Source organism: Bacillus subtilis subsp. subtilis str. 168, assembly GCF_000009045.1.
GTDB classification, from domain to species: domain Bacteria; phylum Bacillota; class Bacilli; order Bacillales; family Bacillaceae; genus Bacillus; species Bacillus subtilis.
Window position 1 is genome coordinate 3,872,867 of the sequence record NC_000964.3, and the last position, 21,161, is coordinate 3,894,027.

The following is a 21,161-nucleotide window of genomic DNA, read 5'->3' on the forward strand; positions in this document are numbered from 1 at the left end:
GATCATTCATCCGCCTTCATTTTTTTTGCTTTTGCCCTGTTATAGCGCGGCGGGAAGAAGATATTAATCGATTTTGATTCTTTTTCTGAACGGTTGATGGCACCATGATCTTCGCGAGGCTCACAGAAATAGGCTGTGCCGAATTTCATCTCGACTGTGCAGCCTTCGACCGTCATGTCATAGCCGCCGCCGATGCAGATGCCTATTTGTTCATTCCGATGTTTATGGAAAGGCATTTCTCCGCCATTTCCAGGGATTTTGGCAAGCATAATTTCTACCCAATCCTCAACAAAGAACGTGACTTCCATGCCCGGCAGCAGGTCTCTTGTTTTGAAAATATCCAAAAAGTAGTCCTCAGGACTTGTATATGTTTCATCAGCTTTCAGCCGCTTGATATCAATAGCAATCACTTCTTGGTCTGTGTCGTTTCTTGCCCCGTGAGGCACATGCGGCGGCGCGATATAGGCAGATTCCAAGGCTGTCATTTTTCTTGTCACATCTCCGACAGTCATCATCAGCTCGCCAGAAACGACCATGCCGATTTGGACCTCCTTATGCTGATGGGGTTCAACATTGGTATGCGGCGGGACGTAAGACATTAATACTTCAGTATCCCCTCGTACGGTTGAATACTGCCTCACTCCGTTTTCCCATTCAATTAATTTCGGTGTCGGGAAATAAAGCTCCTGCATATCTTCTTTAGTTTTCATCATCAACGTCTCCTTTTCCAAATAATGACCAGCTCATTGGAATGCTTTTGAATGTTTTTACAAAGGTTAGCCCGTACTTTTGCCGTGCAAGCTCATTGGTTAAGGCAATGTCATACAAACCTTCTTTTACTTTTCTTGCGGCTTGACTGGTTGAATTGACTAGTTTGAAACGAACATCTTTGCGGGTAAAATATTTTATTAAATTAATAGGTGAAGGATGTGAAACAATAACAGATGTATCAAGCATATCGTCTCTGAATTCAAAATCAGGACGAACAGCCAGGCCGTACATCGGTGTATCGCACCTGAAGATCTGCAATAGCTGCAAATCCGGCCTCATGTAGAAATGCTTAATGCCATCGTAAGCATGTGGGACGATGGTATATTCCAGCGGGCTTTGGAGCGTCCTTTCGATGCACGATTCAAAAGTATCATGCAAGGACAATTTACTGTTCAGCCCTTGTAGAAGAGTAAAATTGGAAATGAAATGCTTTGCTGCGTACTCACTGCTTGTCCCCTCAGGGCCGAGCGTGTTGACTGTAATGAGTTTGGATAGTGAATCAGTTCTTTTTTTTGTCTGAATGCTATTATCCAATATAATCATGAGCACCAACCAATCTTTTAAAATTTTAAGTAAATTTTATCCAGTGGAAATTGAACTGTCAATGTTTTTTGAAAATATTGATAATTATTCCCATACAAACAAAAAAACCCTTTAAAAAGGGTTTTTAATTATAGGAATTTAGAAACTTTGTTTATTGAGATAAGGACTGATCGGCCTTCTGCTCAAGTTTGCCGTACTTTTTATATGCGAATACACTGAGCACAAATCCGAGGACTGTGATGGCGGCGCAAATCAATCCGACAGCTGCATAGCCGTATGCCACATATACGGGTCCCATTAAAGCAGAACCTAATGTCACGGCCAGATTCGAGGCGAGACTGTAAAACACCATGACTTTTCCTCGATGACGCTCTGAGCAGTCACTCAAAATGGTGCTGAGCAGCGTCACCGTCAAACTTTGCATTAATCCCCAAATAAATAGGCTGGCGATTAACAGAAACATAGACGCCGGCGCATATGGTAAACACGCCAGCAGAACGCTGATGACCCCCAGCGCAATCAAAAGGGAGCGCATTTTTCCGATGCGGTCGGCTATCTTTCCTGTAATCACACTCATGGAAAACCCGATTCCATAAATCATGATAAATAAGCCCGCAGCCGTGTTTCCTCCGGTAAAAACGTCCTGAAGATAGGTGCCTAAAAAGGAATACATACCGTAAAAACCAATCATATTACAAAAGGTTATTGTGATATAAACAGGTACACGAGGGACTTTCAGCGCATCCCGGAATGTTCCTGCGGGCTCTTCTATTTCTTCCTTGCCGCTGTTTTTATGTTGGGCATGGCGGCGCATTTCAAGGAGAATCAGCAGAACAACTAAAACACCCATCAGGGCGAAAATCCAAAACGTCCATCTCCAATGCAGGACGCCGCCGATAAATGATCCGAGCGGCACTCCGAAAATCAGCGCCAGCGACCAGCTTGAAACGATCAGTCCCATCACCTTGCCCCGGTATGTATAAGGAACACGATCACCGACAACTGCGTAAGCGGTCGGAACAAACGCTCCCGCAGCCAATCCCGAAAGCGCCCGGCCTAAAAAGAAGAAAAAAATATTTTGAGCTAAAGCGCATATCACCGTTCCTATGATAAAAATCATAAGCCCGGCCAATAAGCTCAGTTCTCTGGAGTATTTATCGCCTAATGGAACCAAAAGCGGCGCACCGATAAAAATCATAACGCCGTAAATACTGATAGATAACGCAAGGACGCTGACATCTGAGCTGAAGGCTTTTGCTAAATCCGGCAGCAGCGGTGAGATCACAAGCTCTTCAGATCCGGCTGCAAATACCCCCATCGTTAAAGCCAGTGCCAACAATAACGGAAAATGATGTTTTGTTTTGATGTCATTGTTTTGATTGCTGTTCATTCTTTCTCAAACACCTCTTCCATAATCTTCTTATCATAAAGTTGTATTATAGTTTAGCATTGTTTTTTCTCTATTTACAATTCGAACGAAATATTTATAAGTTTTATTATTTTCATTTAAATCCCATTATATATTTCTATATTTCATTCTAAAAATACATGAGGATGTAACACGTAAAAAAAGCTCTCCGGCCTCCCGGAGAGCTTTTTCTATTGCGCCTCTGTCTGCTTTTTTTCAATCGTTTCATGATTTATACGCTTTTTGATGCTTAGATGATAGTATGCATAACAGAAAATAATGATCGGCACACCGCAGTATAAGCCAATTCTTTGATCCGGAATGAAAATAAGGCTGATCAACACGCAGCCATATAAACAAAATCCGAGAATCGGGACTAGCGGATAAAGCGGCGTTCTGAACTCCAGATCATTCACATTTCCGCCTTCTGCCAGGAAACGCCTGCGAAAGAAAAATTGCGACGCACAAATGGACATCCACGCGACAACTGTCACCATGCCCGAGATTGAGATACACCATAAATACACTGTTTCTGCAGCCATGACACTTGTCAGCAGCGAACAGCCTGAAATGCCTAGCGTAATCAGCAGGGCATTCATCGGCACGCCTTTTTTTGTCAGTCTGGTGAGAAAGGAGGGACCCATTTGATTTGATGAAAGTGACCACATCATACGCGACGCCGCATACAATCCCGAATTAGCAACAGATAAAATGGCCGTTAAGATGACAAAGTTCATGATATCTGCCGAAAATGGGATGCCGATTTGATCGAGTACTGCTACAAACGGGCTTTCAATCACCCCCGCCGTTTTGTACGGAAGGATGGCAACCAAGACGAACATAGCGAGCACAAAGAAAAACAGCGTGCGCCAAATAACATTTCGAATGGACTTTGGCAGTGTTTTTTCCGGGCTTTCACTTTCCCCTGCCGCAATGCCGACAAGCTCCGTTCCCTGGAACGAGAAGTTTACCATGACCAGCGTAAACATAACGGCCAGCACCCCATTAGGGAAAAGCCCTCTATCAGTCATAAAGTTAGACAAAAAGGGTGTCTCCTGTCCGCCTTTAAAGTCAATCAAGCCAAACACAGCGGCTCCGCCAATCACAATAAATAATATGATCGCCGCCACTTTGATGCTTGAAAACCAAAATTCCATTTCCGCAAAGCTTCTGACAGAGAGCGCATTAATCAAAAAGATGACGATGCCGAACACGAGGCACCATATCCAGATCGGAACGGAGGGCAGCCACCTTTGCATCAAAATGCCTGCTGACGTCAGCTCTAACCCTACTGTATTGGCCCAGCTGAACCAATACAGCCAGCCAATCATAAAGCCTGTCGACTGTCCCAGAAATTTAGTGGCGTAGGCCTGAAACGATCCGGCCACCGGCATGGCAACAGCCAATTCTCCTAAACAAAGCATGACGAGATACATTAAAAATCCGCCGATGATATACGCGGCAATGGCGCCGAGCGGTCCCGCCTGGCTAATGGTAAAGCCAGAGCCTAGAAACAGCCCAGTGCCAATCACCCCTCCCAAAGCAATCATAAACAAATGCCTGCTTTTCATGCTGCGCTGCAATTCATTTTTATGATTCTGCATCATCCTTCCCCCTTTGGTTCTTTTGCCGTGATGGTCATCCGGTAGCTTTGCAAAAGATGAACGGTGGTTTGCTGTATGAGGAGAGGCAATACATGAAATGTGTACGGTTTATAGACTCGTTCTGTCCATTTATGGCCGTCTTTTCCGTACACGCCCATATTAATGGATGGAATATTCAGCTTGCGTATGTCTTTGAACGGAATGGTCCCAATCATATTCCACCCAGGGAAGTTCCTGATAAAAGAATCAATTTCGCCATCGGTTTCGTGCAGTGATAAAAAACTGCCGTCTGCCAAGTAGGGGAAAAACTTTTTGAAGACAAATGTTTCGCCTGTCGATTCAGCGGTTTTGTCAGCCGCTTCTTTAATCACATGCTGCAAAAGCTGATCTCTTGCGCTATCTTCTTTCAAATAGTTATGCGGCAGGTAAGGAGGTGCGTAAAATAGAATGACTTTTGCGCCTTGATCGGGGTCAAGCTTTTGAAGCTCTTCGATTGCCTGAAAGCATCTCATGCGAAGTTCAAGGTGCTCGTTGGCTTTGAATGTCTGCTCGATACACTGCTCGGGATCTATTCCCCGGTTTCTCAGCTTTTCTAAGTATTGCTCCAGGCTATACACTTGAATGCCCCATGATAAATGTTTCTTTGGCAGGTTGGCTCTTTTTACATATTCTTCGTAATAATCTGATAATTTTTGTTCTGTCTCCCGGCATGCTTCCTCAGTGACTTCAATAAGCAAATCCATCATTTCTTTTGCTGTTCTTTCATAAATAAAACAATTGAAATACAAGCTGGTGCTGACAGCCGTTTGCACATTATAGGATTCCTTGTTATCACGCTGATACAAACAGGATGGGGGCAGAACCAACTCCCCTTCAACCTTTTCTGCCAGATGGATGTTATTGTGGAGACGGCTTGTGATTTCAGATGAAATGAAATTTGGGTCAATCCCTGCCAGTGTATCGCCAACATGGACTTCACGCCCGTAAATGTAAAAGCAAGGCAACAGTTTTCCCGCGGCTCCGGTATAGATATATCTTGTCTGATCACCATCGTAAAGCGGGGTAATAAAATCCGTATTAATAGCAGCCAAATAGTGAAGCTGTTTTTCTTTTTTTAGCCGGTTCAGCTCTGAAATGCTGGCGAGAATGCCCGAATGCTGGCTCTCCTCATCGGGATTGGCCATAAACAATACATTTCCCGGCAACGTCTCAAGGTTCTCCGAAAAATGCAGGAGATTGGCTAAATGCACGGCGATGCCGCTTTGCATATCGACAGATCCTCTTCCGAACATCCACTCGCCTGATTTGGCATCCCGCTGAACATCCTGATCGAACTCATAGCGGCTGAAATACTCGGCCAATTTCTCACAATCAAAAGCGATATCCTTTAAAGGGCCGAAATCTTCAATTCCAACTGTATCCAGATGGGCATGGTAAATGACTGTATTTCGGCTTTCTCCATGTCCTTTAATAAACGCAAAAATATTTTTGCGTTTGTATGGGTCATTGGGAATGGCCTGTTCCCACACATGACTGGGGTTTTCCTGAAAATAAGGATAGCTCGTGATCACTTCTTTGATGAAATCTGCTTTTGTCCCTTCTCCAACGGTGCCGTTCACGCTGCTGAGGCTGACCAGAGATGCTGTCAGCGCCTCCACTCTTTCAGCCGGATTCATGTGACTGATTTTTGTATACTGCATAAATTGTCCTCCTGATCAAAAAGTTGAAATCGTGCGATCCGCTAAAGAATCGCACGATTTTATTTCTCTCAAATCAAAAAGCTTCGGACGTTGTTTTGGCTTGCATATGAAGAATTAAGTAATCGGGACCGCCTGCTTTTGAGTCTGTTCCTGACATATTAAAACCGCCGAACGGCTGATAGCCGACAATTGCTCCGGTACATCCTCTGTTAAAATATAGGTTTCCGACATGGAAATCCTCGCGCGCCCGTTCAATGTGCGCACGGTTTTTCGTCAGAAGCGCACCTGTTAATCCGTATTCCGTGTTATTGGCAATCTCCAGCATATGATCGAAATCACGCGCTTTGCAAATCGCAACAACCGGGCCGAAAATTTCTTCCTGCATCAAGCGGGCGTTTTCATCAACATCTGCAAAGATCGTCGGCTGAATAAAGTAGCCTTTTGAATCATCGCCTTCTCCGCCGGCCAATAGCTTGCCTTCAGATTTGCCGATTTCAATGTATTTCATCACTTTGTTGTAGGATGCTTCATGAATCACGGGACCCATATACGTATCAGGATCTTCTGGATTGCCGACAGTCAGCGTTTTGGTCAGCGCCACAGCTTTTTCCACCACTTCATCATACACATCCTGATGAATGACCGCGCGGGAGCCCGCAGAACACTTCTGTCCTGAATATCCAAATGCTGAATACACGATAGAGGATGCAGCAAGGTCAAGATCAGCGTCCTTGTCGACAAGCACTGTGTCTTTTCCGCCCATTTCTGCAATTACCCGTTTGAGCCATTTTTGGCCCGGCTGCACTTTGGCAGCTCGCTCATAAATCCGGCAGCCGACTGCACGGGAACCTGTAAATGAGACAAACCGTGTCTTCGGATGCTCAACTAAGAAATCACCGATCTCCGCACCATCTCCCGGAATGTAATTCAGAACGCCGTTTGGCAGACCCGCTTCCTCCATGACCTCGACAAATTTTGCTGCCACTACCGGGGCTGCGTCAGCCGGTTTTAAGAGAATCGTATTTCCTGTCACAATCGCTGCCACCGCTGTTCCCGCCATAATCGCGAGCGGGAAGTTAAATGGAGAAATGACGATGCCGACGCCAAGCGCTTCGTAATGATATTGATTGACCTCGCCAGCACGGCTCTTCACCGGAGCCCCTTCCTTGAGCTTTAACATTTGGCGCGCGTAGAACTCTAAAAAGTCTATCGCTTCAGCCGTGTCCGCATCTGCTTCCTTCCACGGTTTTCCTGCTTCCTTCACAAGATAGCTTGAAAATTCATGCTTTCTTCTGCGCAAAATAGCCGCTGCCTTAAAGAGAATATTTGCGCGGTGCTCCGGTCTTTGTTTTTTCCAGGAATCAAATGCCTGCAATGCGGCTTGCATCGCTTTTTCAGCAAGCTCTTGATCCGCTGTAGACGCGTACCCAATGATCTCTTCTTTATTTGCCGGGTTAATAGAAATGATTTTGCGGTCCGTTTCAATTTTTTCTCCATTTATGACAAGCGGATAATGCTTGCCGAGCTGAGTGTTTACAAAGGCCAATGACTCCCCAAATGCAGTTTTATTCTTTGCTTCCGTAAAATCGGTAAATGGTTCGTGCGCGTATGTGACTGTCATATGTAGTCCCCCTCGTGTTATGAAATATATCTTCGCATATGAATAAAAATGCAAGAATCATGCCATTTTCTTGTCTTTTGCTGAAAAAACTTGTTGAATCGAACAGAAATTTGTCTAACAGGTGATCACCTTTCTCTTTTTCCGATCTTGAACGCAAATTTATTTTGCGTTTTTTGCTCTTTACGCAAAAAACAAATGCAAAATTATTTTGCGGAGGCTTCTCAAATTAGACCCATCCGCGGAAACGCGATGCTTCTGCCGATTTTCTGATGCCCGTCATGTAAGCCGCCAAACGCATATCCACTTTATGTGTTGCCGCTGTTTGATAAATTGTTTCGAACGAGCTGACCATGACGCTTCTCAGTTTTTCTGCAACCTCTTCTTCCGACCAATAATATCCTTGGTTGTTTTGCACCCATTCAAAATAAGAAACCGTGACGCCGCCGGCACTCGCTAGGATATCCGGCACAAGCAGCACGCCTCTTTCATTCAGGATCTTAGTGGCATCAATGGTTGTCGGGCCGTTCGCCGCTTCAACGACGATTGACGCCTGAATGTTATGTGCGTTTTTGGCTGTGATTTGATTGGAGATCGCGGCAGGCACTAAAATATCGCAATCCTTTTCAAGCAGCTCCTCATTTGTGATGACGTCAGTAAATAAATTGGTGACCATACCAAAGCTGTCCCGTTTATCGAGCAAATAAGGGATATCAAGGCCGTCTGGGTTGTAGAGCCCGCCATTGGCATCAGAAATCCCGATCACCTTCGCGCCCGCATCGTGCATGAATTTGGCCAGGAAGCTACCCGCGTTTCCAAAGCCCTGTATGATGATGCGCGCGTTTTGCAGCTTGATCCCTTTTTTCTTCACCGCCTCTTCAATACAAATCGTGACGCCCTGTGCCGTCGCTGTTTCCCGTCCTTGCGATCCTCCCAAAACAAGCGGTTTACCTGTAATAAAGCCCGGAGAATCGAATTCCCGCAGCCGGCTGTACTCATCCATCATCCACGCCATAATCTGCGAATTGGTGTACACATCGGGAGCTGGAATATCCTTTGTCGGACCGACGATCTGGCTGATGGCACGGACATACCCCCTGCTCAGCCTTTCCAGTTCTCCAAATGACATTGTCCGCGGATCACAAATAATACCGCCCTTCCCGCCGCCGTAAGGAAGATTGGCAATCCCGCATTTGAGCGTCATCCAAATGGATAATGCCTTTACTTCCTCTTCATTAACTTCTGGATGGAAGCGAACGCCCCCCTTTGTCGGACCGACAGCATCATTGTGCTGTGACCGGTAGCCTGTGAACACTTTGACGCTCCCATTGTCCATTTTGACCGGAATGCGGACAGTGAGCATTCTCTGCGGCTCTTTCATGAGTTCATACATATCTCCCGGATAACCCAGCTTCCGAAGGGCTTCCTTAATGATTGTTTGGGTAGACAGAAATAAGTTAAGAGCTTCTTTTTCTTCATCTTTCGAGACTTGCTTTGCTGACATCTTTTTCACCTCATTGTTTTTTTGGCCGGCTGTAATGTAAGCGCTTTAAAAAATCAGCCCGCCAATTCCTTTCTTCATTGGATTCACCCTTATCATCATGCAAGATCCGTACCAGCTTTTGAATCCACAAAAAAAGAGACTGAAAACATCTCAGTCTCTGACTACAAATCTATCGATTAACGGGGATCAATCACCAGCTGCGTTTCAGCATAAAAACTGCCGATTCCCAAACCGTTTACTACATCGCCTTTAATCGTGTAAGTGCCTGCGCGAGGAAGAGTTTTACGCACCATGACAAGGTCAAATTCGGATGCGCCTAACAAATCAAGCGTAAGCGGGAGTCTGACTGTTTTTCCATCGTTTAAAATCTGTGTTTCTTTCAGTGTTCTTCCATTCACTGAATCTCTTGTCGTAGCATGAAACCCGTCAGGAAATTGAAATTCTACCGCTCCAAGAGAAAGCACCGCATTTGGTTTATATGTCACTTCAATATCAGAAATGGTCCACTCTTTCGTGCTGTTAACTGTTTTTGCCTCGATTGATGCAGACTGTGCATGAGCTTGGCCCGAAGGAAGTAAGATTGATAGTAAAACAGCTGAACTGATGAATAATGAAGATACGAATGAAGTTCTTTTTAGCATGACATTTCCCCCTAATTGATTGTTGAAATTTGGCCAGAGCGTCCTCTGCAGAAAAAGCGCTTTTTCATAATTCGCGAATTACCAGTTCTTTTTCTTAAAAATTAATCTATCATCATTTTCCATGGAAGTAAATGTTTTTTAAGGAATATTAACACTTGGAATTCAATGAGAATTCCTTCCTGTTTATACAAGGTTCAAATGGACGATTTCCCTCTCTTTTTCTAGTAACATCTGCCTGACATTTTATATCTTTTATCCTATTTTAAAAAAGGGCAAAAAAAGTCGAAGATGCCTCTGCTCTTCGATTGATCACGTTCCTATTTTTATCTGAATTCAGTGTTCCAGTTAAAACCGATCGTCTCATCATCCCACGGAATTCTTTTTTCATCAGGCTGATCCGGGTTATACGACATGGTGGTAAAATAGATAATTGTCAGCGGCGTCTCTCCCAGCACTCTATATCCGTGAGCCACCCCTTTTGGGATTAATAACAGCATCGGGTTGTCTTCGCCCATATAATAGACGTCCGTTTCTCCTTTTGTCTTTGAATCCTCTCGAAGATCGTATAGGACAACCTGAGCGTGGCCGGTTGGGAAGAACCAGAGATCATCCTGCTTCTCATGATAATGAAATGCCTTAATCACACCCGGATAGCTTTTCGACCAAGAGGCCTGCCCAAAATGCTCAAGGAGATTCTCATCGTCCCGGACCAGCTCAGCAAAAAAGCCTCTGTCATCGCTATGCTTCATCAATTTTTTCACCTTGACTCCATCAATCACACGCACTGCTCCTTTCCTGCAAATACTCTCGTAACGCTTCCCGCCAGTGGCGGGGGCGGATGCCGGCTTCTTCAATAGCCCGATGGCTCAGCACAGAGTATGCCGGACGGGGCGTTTTGTTCCCGTATTCCTCTGTCGTTACAGACAAAATGGCTGTTTCCAGCCCGCTTTCTTCCATAATTGCCGTCGCAAACTCATACCAGCTGCATATGCCTGAATTGCTGACATGATAGATGCCCGGCGGATGGCTGAACAGCTTGATGACCGCTTCTGCTAAATCCTTCGTATAAGTCGGCGAACCAATTTGATCGCTGACAACCCGAAGCTCTTGTTTCGTTTCAGCAAGTTTCAGCATGGTTTCAACGAAATTACTGCCGCCATGTCCGTACACCCACGATGTCCTGATGATCGTGCTGTCTTTTGTCGTTAATCGTATCAGTTCTTCTCCGAGCCTTTTGCTTTTGCCATAAATGGTTTTCGGATCGAGGGGATCGTCTTCCCTATATGGCTGGGTTCCTTTCCCATTGAATACATAGTCCGTGCTGATATGAACATATTGAGCTCCGATGCGGGTTGACTCAAGCGCTGTATAATAAGCGCCGATTCCGTTAATCAAGTACGCTTTATCAAGCTCTTTCTCGCATTGATCAACCGACGTAAACGCGGCGCTATTGACCACGATATCCGGCTGATAATGGCCAAACGAATGCCGTACTGAGCGCTGGTCAGCAATGTTCATCATCTTCTTTGTTAACGCAATGACCTCATATCCGGCTTGCTTCAGCTGGCGGCATAGTTCCAAGCCAAGCTGTCCTCCCGCCCCAGTCACCAATACCTTTGTCAATCAGATCACCTTCTCATCGGTCATTGTCTGTATACCACTGAATCGTACGCGCAATGCCTTCTTCAAACGTCACTTCCTGCCGCCAGCCCAGTTCGTTTTTCAGCTTTGATGCATTGATCGCATAGCGCCGGTCATGCCCTTTTCGGTCTTCCACGTGGGCGAACAATTCCTCACAGCCCAGATGCTTCAAAATGACACTCGCCAGCTCTTTATTCGTGCGTTCATTTCCGCCGCCGATGTTATACACCTCGCCGTCGGTCCCTTTTTCTAAAATCAGCTTGATCGCGCGGCAATGATCCTCCGCAAACAGCCAGTCTCGGATCTGGAGTCCATCGCCATACAGCGGAACAGGCAGGCCCTGCTTCGCATGACGGATAATCGTCGGAATCATTTTTTCGCTGTGCTGATAAGGTCCGTAATTGTTGCTGCATCGTGTAATGATGGCCGGAAGCTTGTGGGTTTTCACATAAGACAACACGAGCAAATCAGAGCTTGCTTTGCTGGCTGAGTATGGGTTATTAGGAGAAAGCGGCGTCGTTTCTGTAAACGCGGGATCATCCGCTTTTAAATCCCCGTATACCTCATCTGTTGAAATATGAATCAGCTTCTTGGCTTTTCCTTTCAAGACCGCTTCCGCCAATCGGTATGTCCCCATGACATTTGTGGTGATAAACGGCTCCGCTTGGGAAATGCTTCTGTCCACATGCGATTCTGCTGCGAAGTGAATGACGCCATCGTAGGTCTCGTCAAAAGCGCGGTCGATATCCTCCTGAACGCTGATGTCCCCTTTTACAAAGCGAAAACGGCTGTTTTGCTTTAATTTTTCCATTTCCTCCGGGTGGCTGGCGTACGTCAGTTTATCTAAAACGGTAATGCGCGCATCCGTTTCCCTCAGCATGAGCTTTGTAAACGTGAGCCCGATGAAGCCGGCCCCGCCTGTAATTAAATATGATTTTGCCATCACTTTTCGTCCTGTCCTTTCCGTAAAGCCTGGTGTACAAGCTGGGAAGCGAGATAAAGCGATTCGTGAGTTCCGGCATCTACCCACCAGCCTGATAACACATCATACGTAAGCTGGCTGTTTTCGATGTATAGATTATTCACATCGGTGATTTCCAGCTCGCCGCGCTTTGATGGTGATATTTGTTCAATATATGAAAACACCTCTGCATCATACATATAAATGCCGGTAACACAAAGGTTGGTCGGTGGCTGTTCGGGCTTTTCGATGATGGAACGAATCCGCTTGTTTTTCTCATCAATCTCAGCAATCCCGAAACGTTCCGGGTCATCAACTTCTTTCAGAAGCACTTTTGCTCCTTTCCCCTGCTGTTCAAAGCGTTCTGTATAAGGCTTTAATGAATCTTCAAATATATTATCACCTAATAATAAAATGAAAGACTCTTTTTTCGTAAAGCGCTTTGCATAAGACAGCCCATCCGAAATGCCCGATGCTGCCGGCTGTACTTGATAAGTGATAGTAACGCCAAGCTCTTCCCCGTTCCCAAGCAGTTTGTAAAATTGCGGCATATGCTCCTTTTGGCTGATGAGTAAAATGTCTTTTATTCCGGCTTCCTGCAGCTTCATAATCGACCAGTATATCATCGGATACGGGCCTACAGGAAGCAAATGCTTGTTGACGGCTTTCGTTAAGGGCATAAGGCGTGAGCCGTTTCCTCCGGCTAAAATAACACCTTTCACATTAACACTTCCTTACATGCATTTTTATATCTCTTGTTCATATAAATCTTGAAGAATAGCTGTTACCCGTATAATGCCTTTGCCATCCACGAGCGGCCTTCCTCCCTTGTGCAAAGAAAGGCGAAGAGGATAGCTGCTCATAATGCGTGACATCTGATAGATGAGTGTTTCATCCGGTACAAGCTCACCCAATCCAAGATCAAGAGCGGCGCCTTGGTCAGCAAATGTTTTGGCTGTAGCCGTTTGATGCTCAACCTGAGAAAGAACAAGGCACGGCACGCCGATGCAAATGGCTTCATATAGAGAGATGCCGCCAGCGACAATGGCTGCGTCCGCTTGTTTCATCAAACCTGCCATATCATTTGTCTGTTCGATCATCTTGTACTGCGGCTTCTTTTCGATCCGCCTTCGGACTGCCTCTTGATGCGGTGAAGCGCTCCCCATCACAAACATCATGTTTTTGTCTTTTATGTCGGGGACTTGATCAGCGGCAGCCAGCACTTTAAAAATAAGCTGCTTCGGATCACTTCCTCCTAATGCAACAAGGATATTGCGGCAGTCTTTCTTAAGTGTGTAATCCTCTCTTGCGGCCTGAAAGGCGGGGTGAAGAATAAGATAGTCCGGACCTTCATAGATGCGTGTGTTTCCCTGAACGTACACCCTGCTTCTGATGTCACCGTAAATTCCGTTAATGACTGCGTCACTATATTGAATCGATTTACCGTTTTTCTCTTCAAAAAGAACAATTTTCGCATCTGTCTCCGTCTTTATTTTCTTTAACAGCTCTGCAGGCGCGCCTAGAATATCAAACAAAAGCAAATCAAGCTTCTTGCTTTTTATTTCCCGGAGAATAAATTCGTGCTGCTGCAGCTCCGGCTTTACGATGACCTGCCAATGCTCTTCATGAAGAAACGCTTCAGAATCCTGATTCGTATAAAACGTAATCAAGCATCGCTGTTTGAGCCCCTCCGCAAGCCTCTTCATCCGGACAACATGGCCCATTCCCTTTTCATAGCCGCCGTCTGCGAAGATCCCAACATGCATGGCTAGTCAGCCTCTCGTTCGGTTGCCGCATCGGGGTTCCGGTTCAGAAGGGTGATAAGCTCTGAGGCGGATACATCGGGGCGCTCGCCTGCTTTTTGATAGAGGGCCTTTATCGATTCATAGTCTTCCTTTGTATCAATGGTCAGCCGATATTGAGGGGCGCGAAATCGTTCCGGCGCCTCTAAAAACTGAACACGATAAAGAGCTGGATGATTCCTTATATATAACGTGACATGCTCCTGATATTGATCCTCCAAAGCCTGAATACGGCTGATGTCAATTAACAGGTTGGCGTTGACCACTTCGCCGCAAATCCCTAATGGGGCATTCAGGATATACGTATAATCCGAGCCTTGATCAAAATGCGCCTGAATCATTACATCGAGCAGCTCAGGATCGACAAACGGATTATCACCTGTTAACCGGATGATGACTGACGGTTTAACAGCTTCTATGACCTTCACAAACCTATCGAGGACACGTTCTTCGCTCCCGCGGAAAACACGAAAGCCTTGTTTGATACAGTGCGCCTCTAATATGTCGTCAGTTTCTTTGTCAGACGTGGCGATGACAAGATTATCCCGATCCTTTTGGTAAAACGCGCTTTGCCGGACACGGTGAACGAGAATATCAAGTAAACGATTCGATCCGAGCGGCCGAAGCACTTTTCCCGGAAGCCTTGTTGAACCCATTCTTGCTTGAATGATAAAGAGAATATCATTCATGAAACGGGCTGTCCTTCAGTAAAATGTCATCCCAGACAATGCCTGTGTCGGCTGGAATGTCTCTTACAGCCCGAACACCGCTGGTCAGCAGTTCAAAAAATCTCGGGTGCAGCCCCTGCGGCTTTTGTCCGGGCCGAAGCACTGCGATATTGTCTTCACTAAAGGCTTCACCTTTTTGAATCGGAGCTGTTGTAAAAATGCCTCTGTATGCAAAGTTTCTGATTTCTCCTTCGATGGCGGTCGTTGTTTTGTATGAACTGCCAAGCAGTTTTTCAGAGACCGGCTTTGTGATCCCCTGTTTCAGCTCAGCTTCCGTTTTCCTGATGCCATCGACCATTTCTTTCAATTCATCCGGATTTAATGCAAACGAGTGGTCAGCACCCGGCAGATTTTTATCGATCGTAAAATGCTTTTCTATCAGTTTTGCTCCGAGCCGAACCGCGGCACACGGCGCTTCTGTCGGATGCTCGCTATGATCGGAGAAGCCGATTACCGCCTCAGGAAAAGCGGCGGCAAGCATCGGAATGACGCTGAGGTTGCTGTACTCCGGCGGTGCTGGGTATTTCGCCACACAATGCATTATGGCAATTTGATTGTTTCCCTCTGCCCTGATGGTGCGCCAAGCTTCGTGAACATCAGAGATTTCAGCTCCGGCTGTCGAGAAAATCATCGGCCTGTTCAGCCGGGCGACATATTTAAGCAGCGGGAGATGGTTAATTTCATAGGATGCGATTTTAAAAGCGCTCGGCGAGGTAGACTGAAGCAGATCAGCTGACCCCTCGTCACATACCGTACTTAAAAAGATCACCTGCTTTTCGCGGCAGTAATCCAATAGCGGTAAAATCCACTCAGCAGGCATTTCCATAGATTGAACCAAAGAAAAAATAGAGACGTCCTTGCCCGCTGCCGTCTTGTACAAACCAGGATCTTTCTGGTACATCCTATCAGCTTGGAACATTTGAAATTTCACGGCATCCGCTCCCGCTTCCGCCGCGGCGTCTATCAGCGCAAAAGCCTGATCAAGCTTCCCGTCATGATTAATCCCCGCCTCAGCAATAATAAAAACAGGAGCGTCTTTGCCTACAGTTTTATTCGCGATCTGAAACGCTGCCATTATTTCGCCTCCTTGCCCGGCCAAATATGATAATAGTAATACGATTGTTCAGCGGTGAAGCCCATTCGTTCATAAAGGCGGATCGCCCTTACATTGTGAAGCTGCGTCCCCGCTGTTACCGTTCTATGCTTCTGGGTCTCCGGTTGTTCTATGAGATTCGCCAATAAATGAAACGCAATACGTTTCCCTTCAAATCCCGGCTTTACAGCCATCAAATCGAGAATGCACTCATCATCTCTTGATAAGCCCTGAAGATAGCCGATGACCTCGCCATTGTGTTTAGCGACAATATTGACCGCCGCCCTTCCATTCAGATTGTTTCGTGTCCACTCCTGAAATATTTCGTTTGCTGCATCGCGGCTGAGATGAGGATCCTGAAAATATCTGCTTTTTGTAAACGAGTCTCGGGCCAGCTCACATATCGCTTCTGTGTCTCCGGGCTCAGGCGGGCCCAGTTCAAAAAATGGCGGTGTTTTGTCATAAAAAGACGGAGGCATCGCCAGCTTCAGCAAACTCCCGACAAAGTAAGAGGATGGCTGCTGTTGTATCACATGCGCGGCTCCGATATCTTCAGCCGGAACACGGACAAAGATAAAATCCGTTTCATCCATTTGGCGTACAGTATAAAAAGCTTCAAACAGCCTCTTTAGCTGCCCGGTACTATTTGCCGCAAGAAGTTTGACGTTCATGACTTTCTTCTGAAGCACCTTGCTTTCCCACAAAGAATCTTCGTAAAGCAATACGCCTTGGAGCCTGCTGTTTTCAAAAAGGCCGAGGGAAAATTGATACGGAACATCCAATGTAAGCTTTCTGCTTTGGAGAAATTCCTCAATTGCCTCTTTGGAGACATTTTCTTTTACCGTATACACTTAATCAGCCCCTTTTACGATATCCCGCACAGCTTCAATGACATCATCTACATCATCGTCAGACATTGATGGATAGAGCGGGAGAGAAAGGGTTCGTTTATAGTAATTCATGGCATTCGGAAAGTCCGCTTCCTTATATCCAAATTGCTTTTGATAATACGGATGAATGTGTACTGGAATAAAATGAACGCTAGTGCCGATATTGTATTCATCCTTTAAAGCCGTAATCATTTCGCTGCGCGTAACCCCGGCCTTTTTTTCATCAACTTGCAGAACATATAGATGCCAGGCGTGCCTGCCGTCATCATGGACAAACGGCGTGATCAGCCCAGGAATCTGCTGAAAAGCGGTTTGATAGCGGCCGGCAATCTCTTCTCTCCGTTTCTGCATATCATCCAGCCGTTTCAGCTGATGAAGTCCGAGGGCCGCCTGCAAATCAAACATATTCATCTTATAGCCGGGCGATTCGACTTCATAGTACCAGCTGCCATTTGAAGAATAACGGTTCCATGCGGCTTTACTCATGCCGTGAAGGCTTAGCACCCGTATCTTATCGGCAAGCTCCTCATCATCAGTCGTCAGCATGCCGCCTTCCCCTGTCGCGAGGTTTTTGGTGGCGTAAAAGCTGAATGCCGTTGCATCCCCGATAGAACCGATCATTCTTTGCTTATAAGTCGTATATACCGCATGTGCCGCATCCTCCAGCACGAATAAACCATGATTTTGGGCAACAGCCAATATTGCATCCATATCGCAGGACTGCCCGCCAAAGTGGACGGGCACAACTGCTTTCGTTCGCGGTGTGACGGCCGCCTCAAGCTTTACCGGGTCAATATTGAGCGTGTTTTCGTCAATATCCGCAAACACAGGCGTCGCTCCCGTATGAATAATCGTATTGGCGGTCGAGCTGAACGTAAGCGGAGAGGTAATGACCTCGTCCCCGGGCCCAATCCCTTTTGCTTTCAAAGCCAAAAATAAAGCTGCGGTACATGAATTCACCGCCACGGCGTGCTTCGCCCCGACAAACGCGGCAAACTCTTTTTCAAACTGCTGAACCTTCGGGCCTTTAGAGAGCCATCCCGATTCAAGCGTTTCTGTAACCTCCTGAATTTCTTCCTTACCGATTAACGGCAATGAGTAAGGGAGAAAATGATTTCTCTTTTGCACCATTTCTTTGCGCTCCTATCATTTTATTCAGTATCTTCCCGCCTGTAATCAACCCCTGTTTTGGCTTTCAGTTCCGCAAATAAAGCATTTGTTGATTCTGCCACCGGATAATTAGCCGCTATGAATGCCAGGCGCGCCTCTTCTGCTTTTTGATGCACGTCGGGACTTCGAAGAACCTCAACCAAGGTGTGCGCCAGTTCATCCGGCTGGTCAAACATAAAATCGCCAAGAGACTCATAATACGGATACGAGCGATTTCCGGACGATTTTCCTATCAGCACAGGCTTTTGAAACAGCATGGCTTCAAGACCGACTGTCGAGGTTTGCGTCACTGCGGCATCAACATACGGCAGCAAATCATAAAGCTCCAGCTCCTTTTTGATGACTCTGCATGCTTGATGTTTTTTCGCCGCCTCGTGATACAGATCAAGCTTGTTTTTTCCGATTTCCCACGGGTGGGGTTTGATAATGATTTGCAGCTGCTTCTGATCAGAAAGCCCCTGCAGCACACCGGAATAAAAGTCTTCTGAAAAGGGCTGAGTGGCAATGAGCACAATTTTTTTAGTCGGCTGAAAAGCAAGTTTTCGATAGAATATGGACATATCCATAGGCGTTCTGTTAAAAATCTGATCGAAGCGGGGATGTCCCGTTACGAGAATCTGCTCGGGTTTACAGCCTTTTCGTATGAACCACTCTGCTTCATACGCACCAAAAACAGCTTGATAGGTTGTAAAAACAGGAATGAAGGCTTCATCTCCCATCAATGCGCCATGCTGAAGACAAATGCTGACGGCCCCTTTTCTTTGACACATGAGAGCGAGCACCCTGCTGTAAATGTCTTCTGCCGTTCCGACAATAACAGCTGAAATCTTTTCCTGTTCAAACAGCGCATCAACTGTATCAATGGCCTCTATAAATAAAGGAATATCTTTGAAAAGCCGGTCGCGAAACGCTTGATCACCAAATGCCGGGTGATCATCATAAGGGGCGAGAAGCGAACAGGCTGTTTCGAGATACTGCTTCGAATCGCCTTTTTGGCATGAATCCGCAATCTCCCGCTTGCTAATTACAGGCAGATCACAATAATGCGGCAAACTCCATCTGGCCAAAACAGCCGTTTTTTCAGGATCAAATTGATAGTAATTTTCGTTTGAAAAACGCAGGTAATCAAAGTGCAAAATGACTTTCCCTTTAACAGGTTCGTCATTTGTTTTAACGATGTTTTGGATTCTTTCTTCAAAAAACGGCTGAATCTGTCCCTCATCGATATGCTGATCCACCGATCCGAATAATTCCGGTTCTTCTTCCATCATCACCCTCAGTTCAGGGCTGATGTATTGATAAAAATTACTGATAAGCCCAAGCGGAATCCCTTTGTAGCGAAGTTTGTCAAAAAGCTCCACGTACTTCCGGTACAGCACCCAATAATTGCTTAAATAGGCCGACAAGCTCTCACCCCATTCCAAGCTTTTTTAATGATTCACGCAGCTCTCGGCAATTTCGCTGCGGAGGAAGGTTCCTGACAAATTCATTTTTTTCTAATTCAAACAGCTGAAAGTGAATCGATTGGTCGGTAATATAATTCAGGTCCAGCTCCTCATCCAGTGGGTAAAACGGATAAAAATGATTGACTCTCCAAAAGAACCGGGCATCTCCTATACGGTAAAACGCCGGGCTTTCATCCCAATAGGAGCCAAACTTCTCCTTTACCTTCTCAAGCACCGAATACCTGTGCATCACCGAGCAATGATCAATTGCGCACGGCGCGTTCCATGTCACTTGAGCGGCAGGCCTGACAGTTTCTTTTACAATGTCACGATTCTCGTTTAAATGATAGGTTTTGGAGGCTGAGTAAATCACAGCCTTTTCAGGATGGGTATCGAGCTCCCGCACCATTTTCAGGAGGCGGTCCGGCATATAGATGTTGTCATCCGTCGCATAGGTGATATATTCACCCTCCGCCATCTCAATCGCCTGATTGATCAGTGCCGCGTATCTCGTTTTTTCTGTTCTTTCCTTCACTCCAGATATATCGCTTTGATAAAAACGCACTCGGTTATCATTCAAAAAAGGACGGATTACATTCAGCGTCTCTTCATTGGAGTTGTCATCCATAATAAACAATTCAAAATCTGAAAACGTTTGTGAGAGTATGCTAGAAATGGACTTTGCCACATAATCGCTTTTGTTATAGCTCGTCATAATGACTGATACTTTAGGCAAATCCTACACCTCCTTCTTGGAACTTCACACCTGAAACTATCGTTATCTTATGTTGCTTATGCTCAAGTTGCGCTAGGGATACAAACCAATATGCGAAAAGTTTGTGTATGTTTCTGAAAAACAGCGGCTGCCCAGAGCGAAATCTGATCGGTCCGCTGTTCTTTTTCAGCATAATCCAAGCATCAGCCTCATAAGGTGAAAGAGATAAAAATCGCACCAGCGACTAAGATCGTTTTCCATCGGAGGTGAGTCATCGCGGAGCGTTCACCTATACATCCAGAACATGTTTTGAATGGTTTTCATAAAAAGGAGGAACGATATGAAACCGAAAAAAAATCAATATCAGCAAATGCAGGCATTTGATAATATGCAGGGGTATCAGCCTCAGTTTGGCGCCAACCCGTACCCGCAGCAAGGCCAAGGCTCACAAATGCAGACAATGGGGATGCAGCCAATGATGCCAATGCAGCAGGGACAGCAAGGACAACAAGGACAGCAGGGATTTGGATTCCCGGGCCAGCAGCAGGGCGGCGGTTTTCAAATTCCATCGGGGCCTACACCGTCAGGACCGGGCCAAAGCGTTCCCGGCATGCTGCCTGTTGAGGAATCTTACATCGAGAATATTTTGCGCCTGAATCGGGGAAAAACGGCCACCATTTATATGACATTTGAAAACAGCAAGGAATGGGGCTCGAAGATTTTTCGCGGCGTCATCGAAGCTGCGGGCCGGGATCACATTATTATCAGCGACCCGAAATCAGGAACACGCTACCTGCTCCTGACAATCTACCTCGATTACATTACATTTGATGAAGAAATTGCTTATACGTATCCATATTCCATGGCGTCCTATTCGCCAAGATAAGAAAAAAGCCAATCACTCATATGATGAGGATTGGCTTTTTT

Annotated in this window: 20 protein-coding genes; 1 reads left to right on the forward strand and 19 read right to left on the reverse strand. The window is 45.9% G+C overall.

Annotated elements, in window-relative coordinates; genetic code table 11:
- Nucleotides 1-2: 2 nt before the first annotated feature.
- From bacB to spsA, 19 genes are all read right to left on the reverse strand, one after another.
- Nucleotides 3-710 carry a 3-((4R)-4-hydroxycyclohexa-1, 5-dien-1-yl)-2-oxopropanoate isomerase gene (gene bacB, locus BSU_37730; protein NP_391653.1) on the reverse strand — a complete coding sequence of 236 codons (708 nt, stop codon included), beginning with the start codon at nucleotides 708-710 and terminating at the stop codon, nucleotides 3-5.
- A complete protein-coding gene (gene bacA / locus BSU_37740; protein ID NP_391654.1) occupies nucleotides 700-1,314 on the reverse strand; it encodes a prephenate decarboxylase in 615 nt (204 codons plus the stop codon). Before bacA ends, bacB begins: the two co-directional genes overlap by 11 nt.
- A gap of 151 nt (nucleotides 1,315-1,465) precedes the next feature.
- Nucleotides 1,466-2,704 (reverse strand): putative efflux transporter, encoded by a 1,239-nt coding sequence (gene ywfA, locus BSU_37750; RefSeq protein ID NP_391655.1) that lies wholly within the window; start codon nucleotides 2,702-2,704, stop codon nucleotides 1,466-1,468.
- A 209-nt stretch (nucleotides 2,705-2,913) separates the two neighbouring features.
- Nucleotides 2,914-4,326, reverse strand: coding sequence for a basic aminoacid permease (gene rocC, locus BSU_37760; protein ID NP_391656.1), 1,413 nt, complete (start codon nucleotides 4,324-4,326; stop codon nucleotides 2,914-2,916).
- Complete coding sequence (gene rocB / locus BSU_37770) at nucleotides 4,326-6,026, reverse strand: putative N-deacylase involved in arginine and ornithine utilization (protein NP_391657.1); 1,701 nt, start codon at nucleotides 6,024-6,026, stop codon at nucleotides 4,326-4,328. Before rocB ends, rocC begins: the two co-directional genes overlap by 1 nt.
- 73 nt (nucleotides 6,027-6,099) lie before the next feature.
- Nucleotides 6,100-7,647: a delta-1-pyrroline-5 carboxylate dehydrogenase gene (rocA, locus tag BSU_37780; protein ID NP_391658.1), complete on the reverse strand. Its 1,548-nt coding sequence runs from the start codon at nucleotides 7,645-7,647 to the stop codon at nucleotides 6,100-6,102.
- Between the two features lie 226 nt (nucleotides 7,648-7,873).
- Nucleotides 7,874-9,148 (reverse strand): glutamate dehydrogenase, encoded by a 1,275-nt coding sequence (gene rocG, locus BSU_37790; protein NP_391659.2) that lies wholly within the window; start codon nucleotides 9,146-9,148, stop codon nucleotides 7,874-7,876.
- Between the two features lie 176 nt (nucleotides 9,149-9,324).
- Nucleotides 9,325-9,789, reverse strand: a complete 465-nt coding sequence (gene bslB, locus BSU_37800) for a biofilm protein, member of the processed secretome contributing to biofilm hydrophobicity (protein ID NP_391660.1) — start codon at nucleotides 9,787-9,789, stop codon at nucleotides 9,325-9,327.
- 323 nt (nucleotides 9,790-10,112) lie between these two features.
- Nucleotides 10,113-10,568, reverse strand: a complete 456-nt coding sequence (gene spsL / locus BSU_37810) for a putative dTDP-4-deoxyrhamnose-3,5-epimerase (cell surface and spore coat) (protein YP_054595.1) — start codon at nucleotides 10,566-10,568, stop codon at nucleotides 10,113-10,115.
- The gene (spsK, locus tag BSU_37820; protein ID NP_391661.3) at nucleotides 10,561-11,412 is read right to left on the reverse strand and encodes a putative dTDP-4-dehydrorhamnose reductase; all 852 of its coding nucleotides are present in this window, start codon (nucleotides 11,410-11,412) and stop codon (nucleotides 10,561-10,563) included. Before spsK ends, spsL begins: the two co-directional genes overlap by 8 nt.
- 13 nt (nucleotides 11,413-11,425) lie before the next feature.
- The gene (spsJ, locus tag BSU_37830) at nucleotides 11,426-12,373 is read right to left on the reverse strand and encodes a dTDP-glucose 4,6-dehydratase (protein ID NP_391662.1); all 948 of its coding nucleotides are present in this window, start codon (nucleotides 12,371-12,373) and stop codon (nucleotides 11,426-11,428) included.
- Nucleotides 12,373-13,113, reverse strand: coding sequence for a glucose-1-phosphate thymidylyltransferase (gene spsI / locus BSU_37840; protein ID NP_391663.1), 741 nt, complete (start codon nucleotides 13,111-13,113; stop codon nucleotides 12,373-12,375). Before spsI ends, spsJ begins: the two co-directional genes overlap by 1 nt.
- 24 nt (nucleotides 13,114-13,137) lie before the next feature.
- Entirely contained in the window at nucleotides 13,138-14,157 is a 1,020-nt protein-coding gene (spsG, locus tag BSU_37850) for a putative glycosyltransferase (RefSeq protein NP_391664.1), read from the reverse strand.
- A 2-nt stretch (nucleotides 14,158-14,159) separates the two neighbouring features.
- Nucleotides 14,160-14,882 (reverse strand): putative glycosyltransferase, encoded by a 723-nt coding sequence (gene spsF, locus BSU_37860; protein NP_391665.2) that lies wholly within the window; start codon nucleotides 14,880-14,882, stop codon nucleotides 14,160-14,162.
- On the reverse strand, nucleotides 14,875-15,996 hold the full coding sequence (gene spsE / locus BSU_37870) for a putative phosphoenolpyruvate-sugar pyruvyltransferase (RefSeq protein NP_391666.1): 1,122 nt from the start codon (nucleotides 15,994-15,996) through the stop codon (nucleotides 14,875-14,877). The genes spsF and spsE overlap by 8 nt, the downstream gene beginning before the upstream one ends.
- Entirely contained in the window at nucleotides 15,996-16,865 is an 870-nt protein-coding gene (gene spsD / locus BSU_37880) for a putative TDP-glycosamine N-acetyltransferase (protein ID NP_391667.1), read from the reverse strand. Before spsD ends, spsE begins: the two co-directional genes overlap by 1 nt.
- Entirely contained in the window at nucleotides 16,866-18,035 is a 1,170-nt protein-coding gene (spsC, locus tag BSU_37890; RefSeq protein NP_391668.1) for a putative glutamine-dependent sugar transaminase, read from the reverse strand. It lies immediately after the preceding gene.
- A 20-nt stretch (nucleotides 18,036-18,055) separates the two neighbouring features.
- On the reverse strand, nucleotides 18,056-19,480 hold the full coding sequence (spsB, locus tag BSU_37900; protein ID NP_391669.2) for a putative dTDP glycosyl/glycerophosphate transferase or transport: 1,425 nt from the start codon (nucleotides 19,478-19,480) through the stop codon (nucleotides 18,056-18,058).
- Between the two features lie 4 nt (nucleotides 19,481-19,484).
- Nucleotides 19,485-20,255, reverse strand: coding sequence for a spore coat dTDP-glycosyltransferase (gene spsA, locus BSU_37910; RefSeq protein ID NP_391670.1), 771 nt, complete (start codon nucleotides 20,253-20,255; stop codon nucleotides 19,485-19,487).
- A 319-nt stretch (nucleotides 20,256-20,574) separates the two neighbouring features.
- Between spsA and gerQ the strand changes: the two genes are divergently transcribed.
- Nucleotides 20,575-21,120 carry an inner spore coat protein gene (gerQ, locus tag BSU_37920; protein ID NP_391671.1) on the forward strand — a complete coding sequence of 182 codons (546 nt, stop codon included), beginning with the start codon at nucleotides 20,575-20,577 and terminating at the stop codon, nucleotides 21,118-21,120.
- Nucleotides 21,121-21,161: the final 41 nt, after the last annotated feature.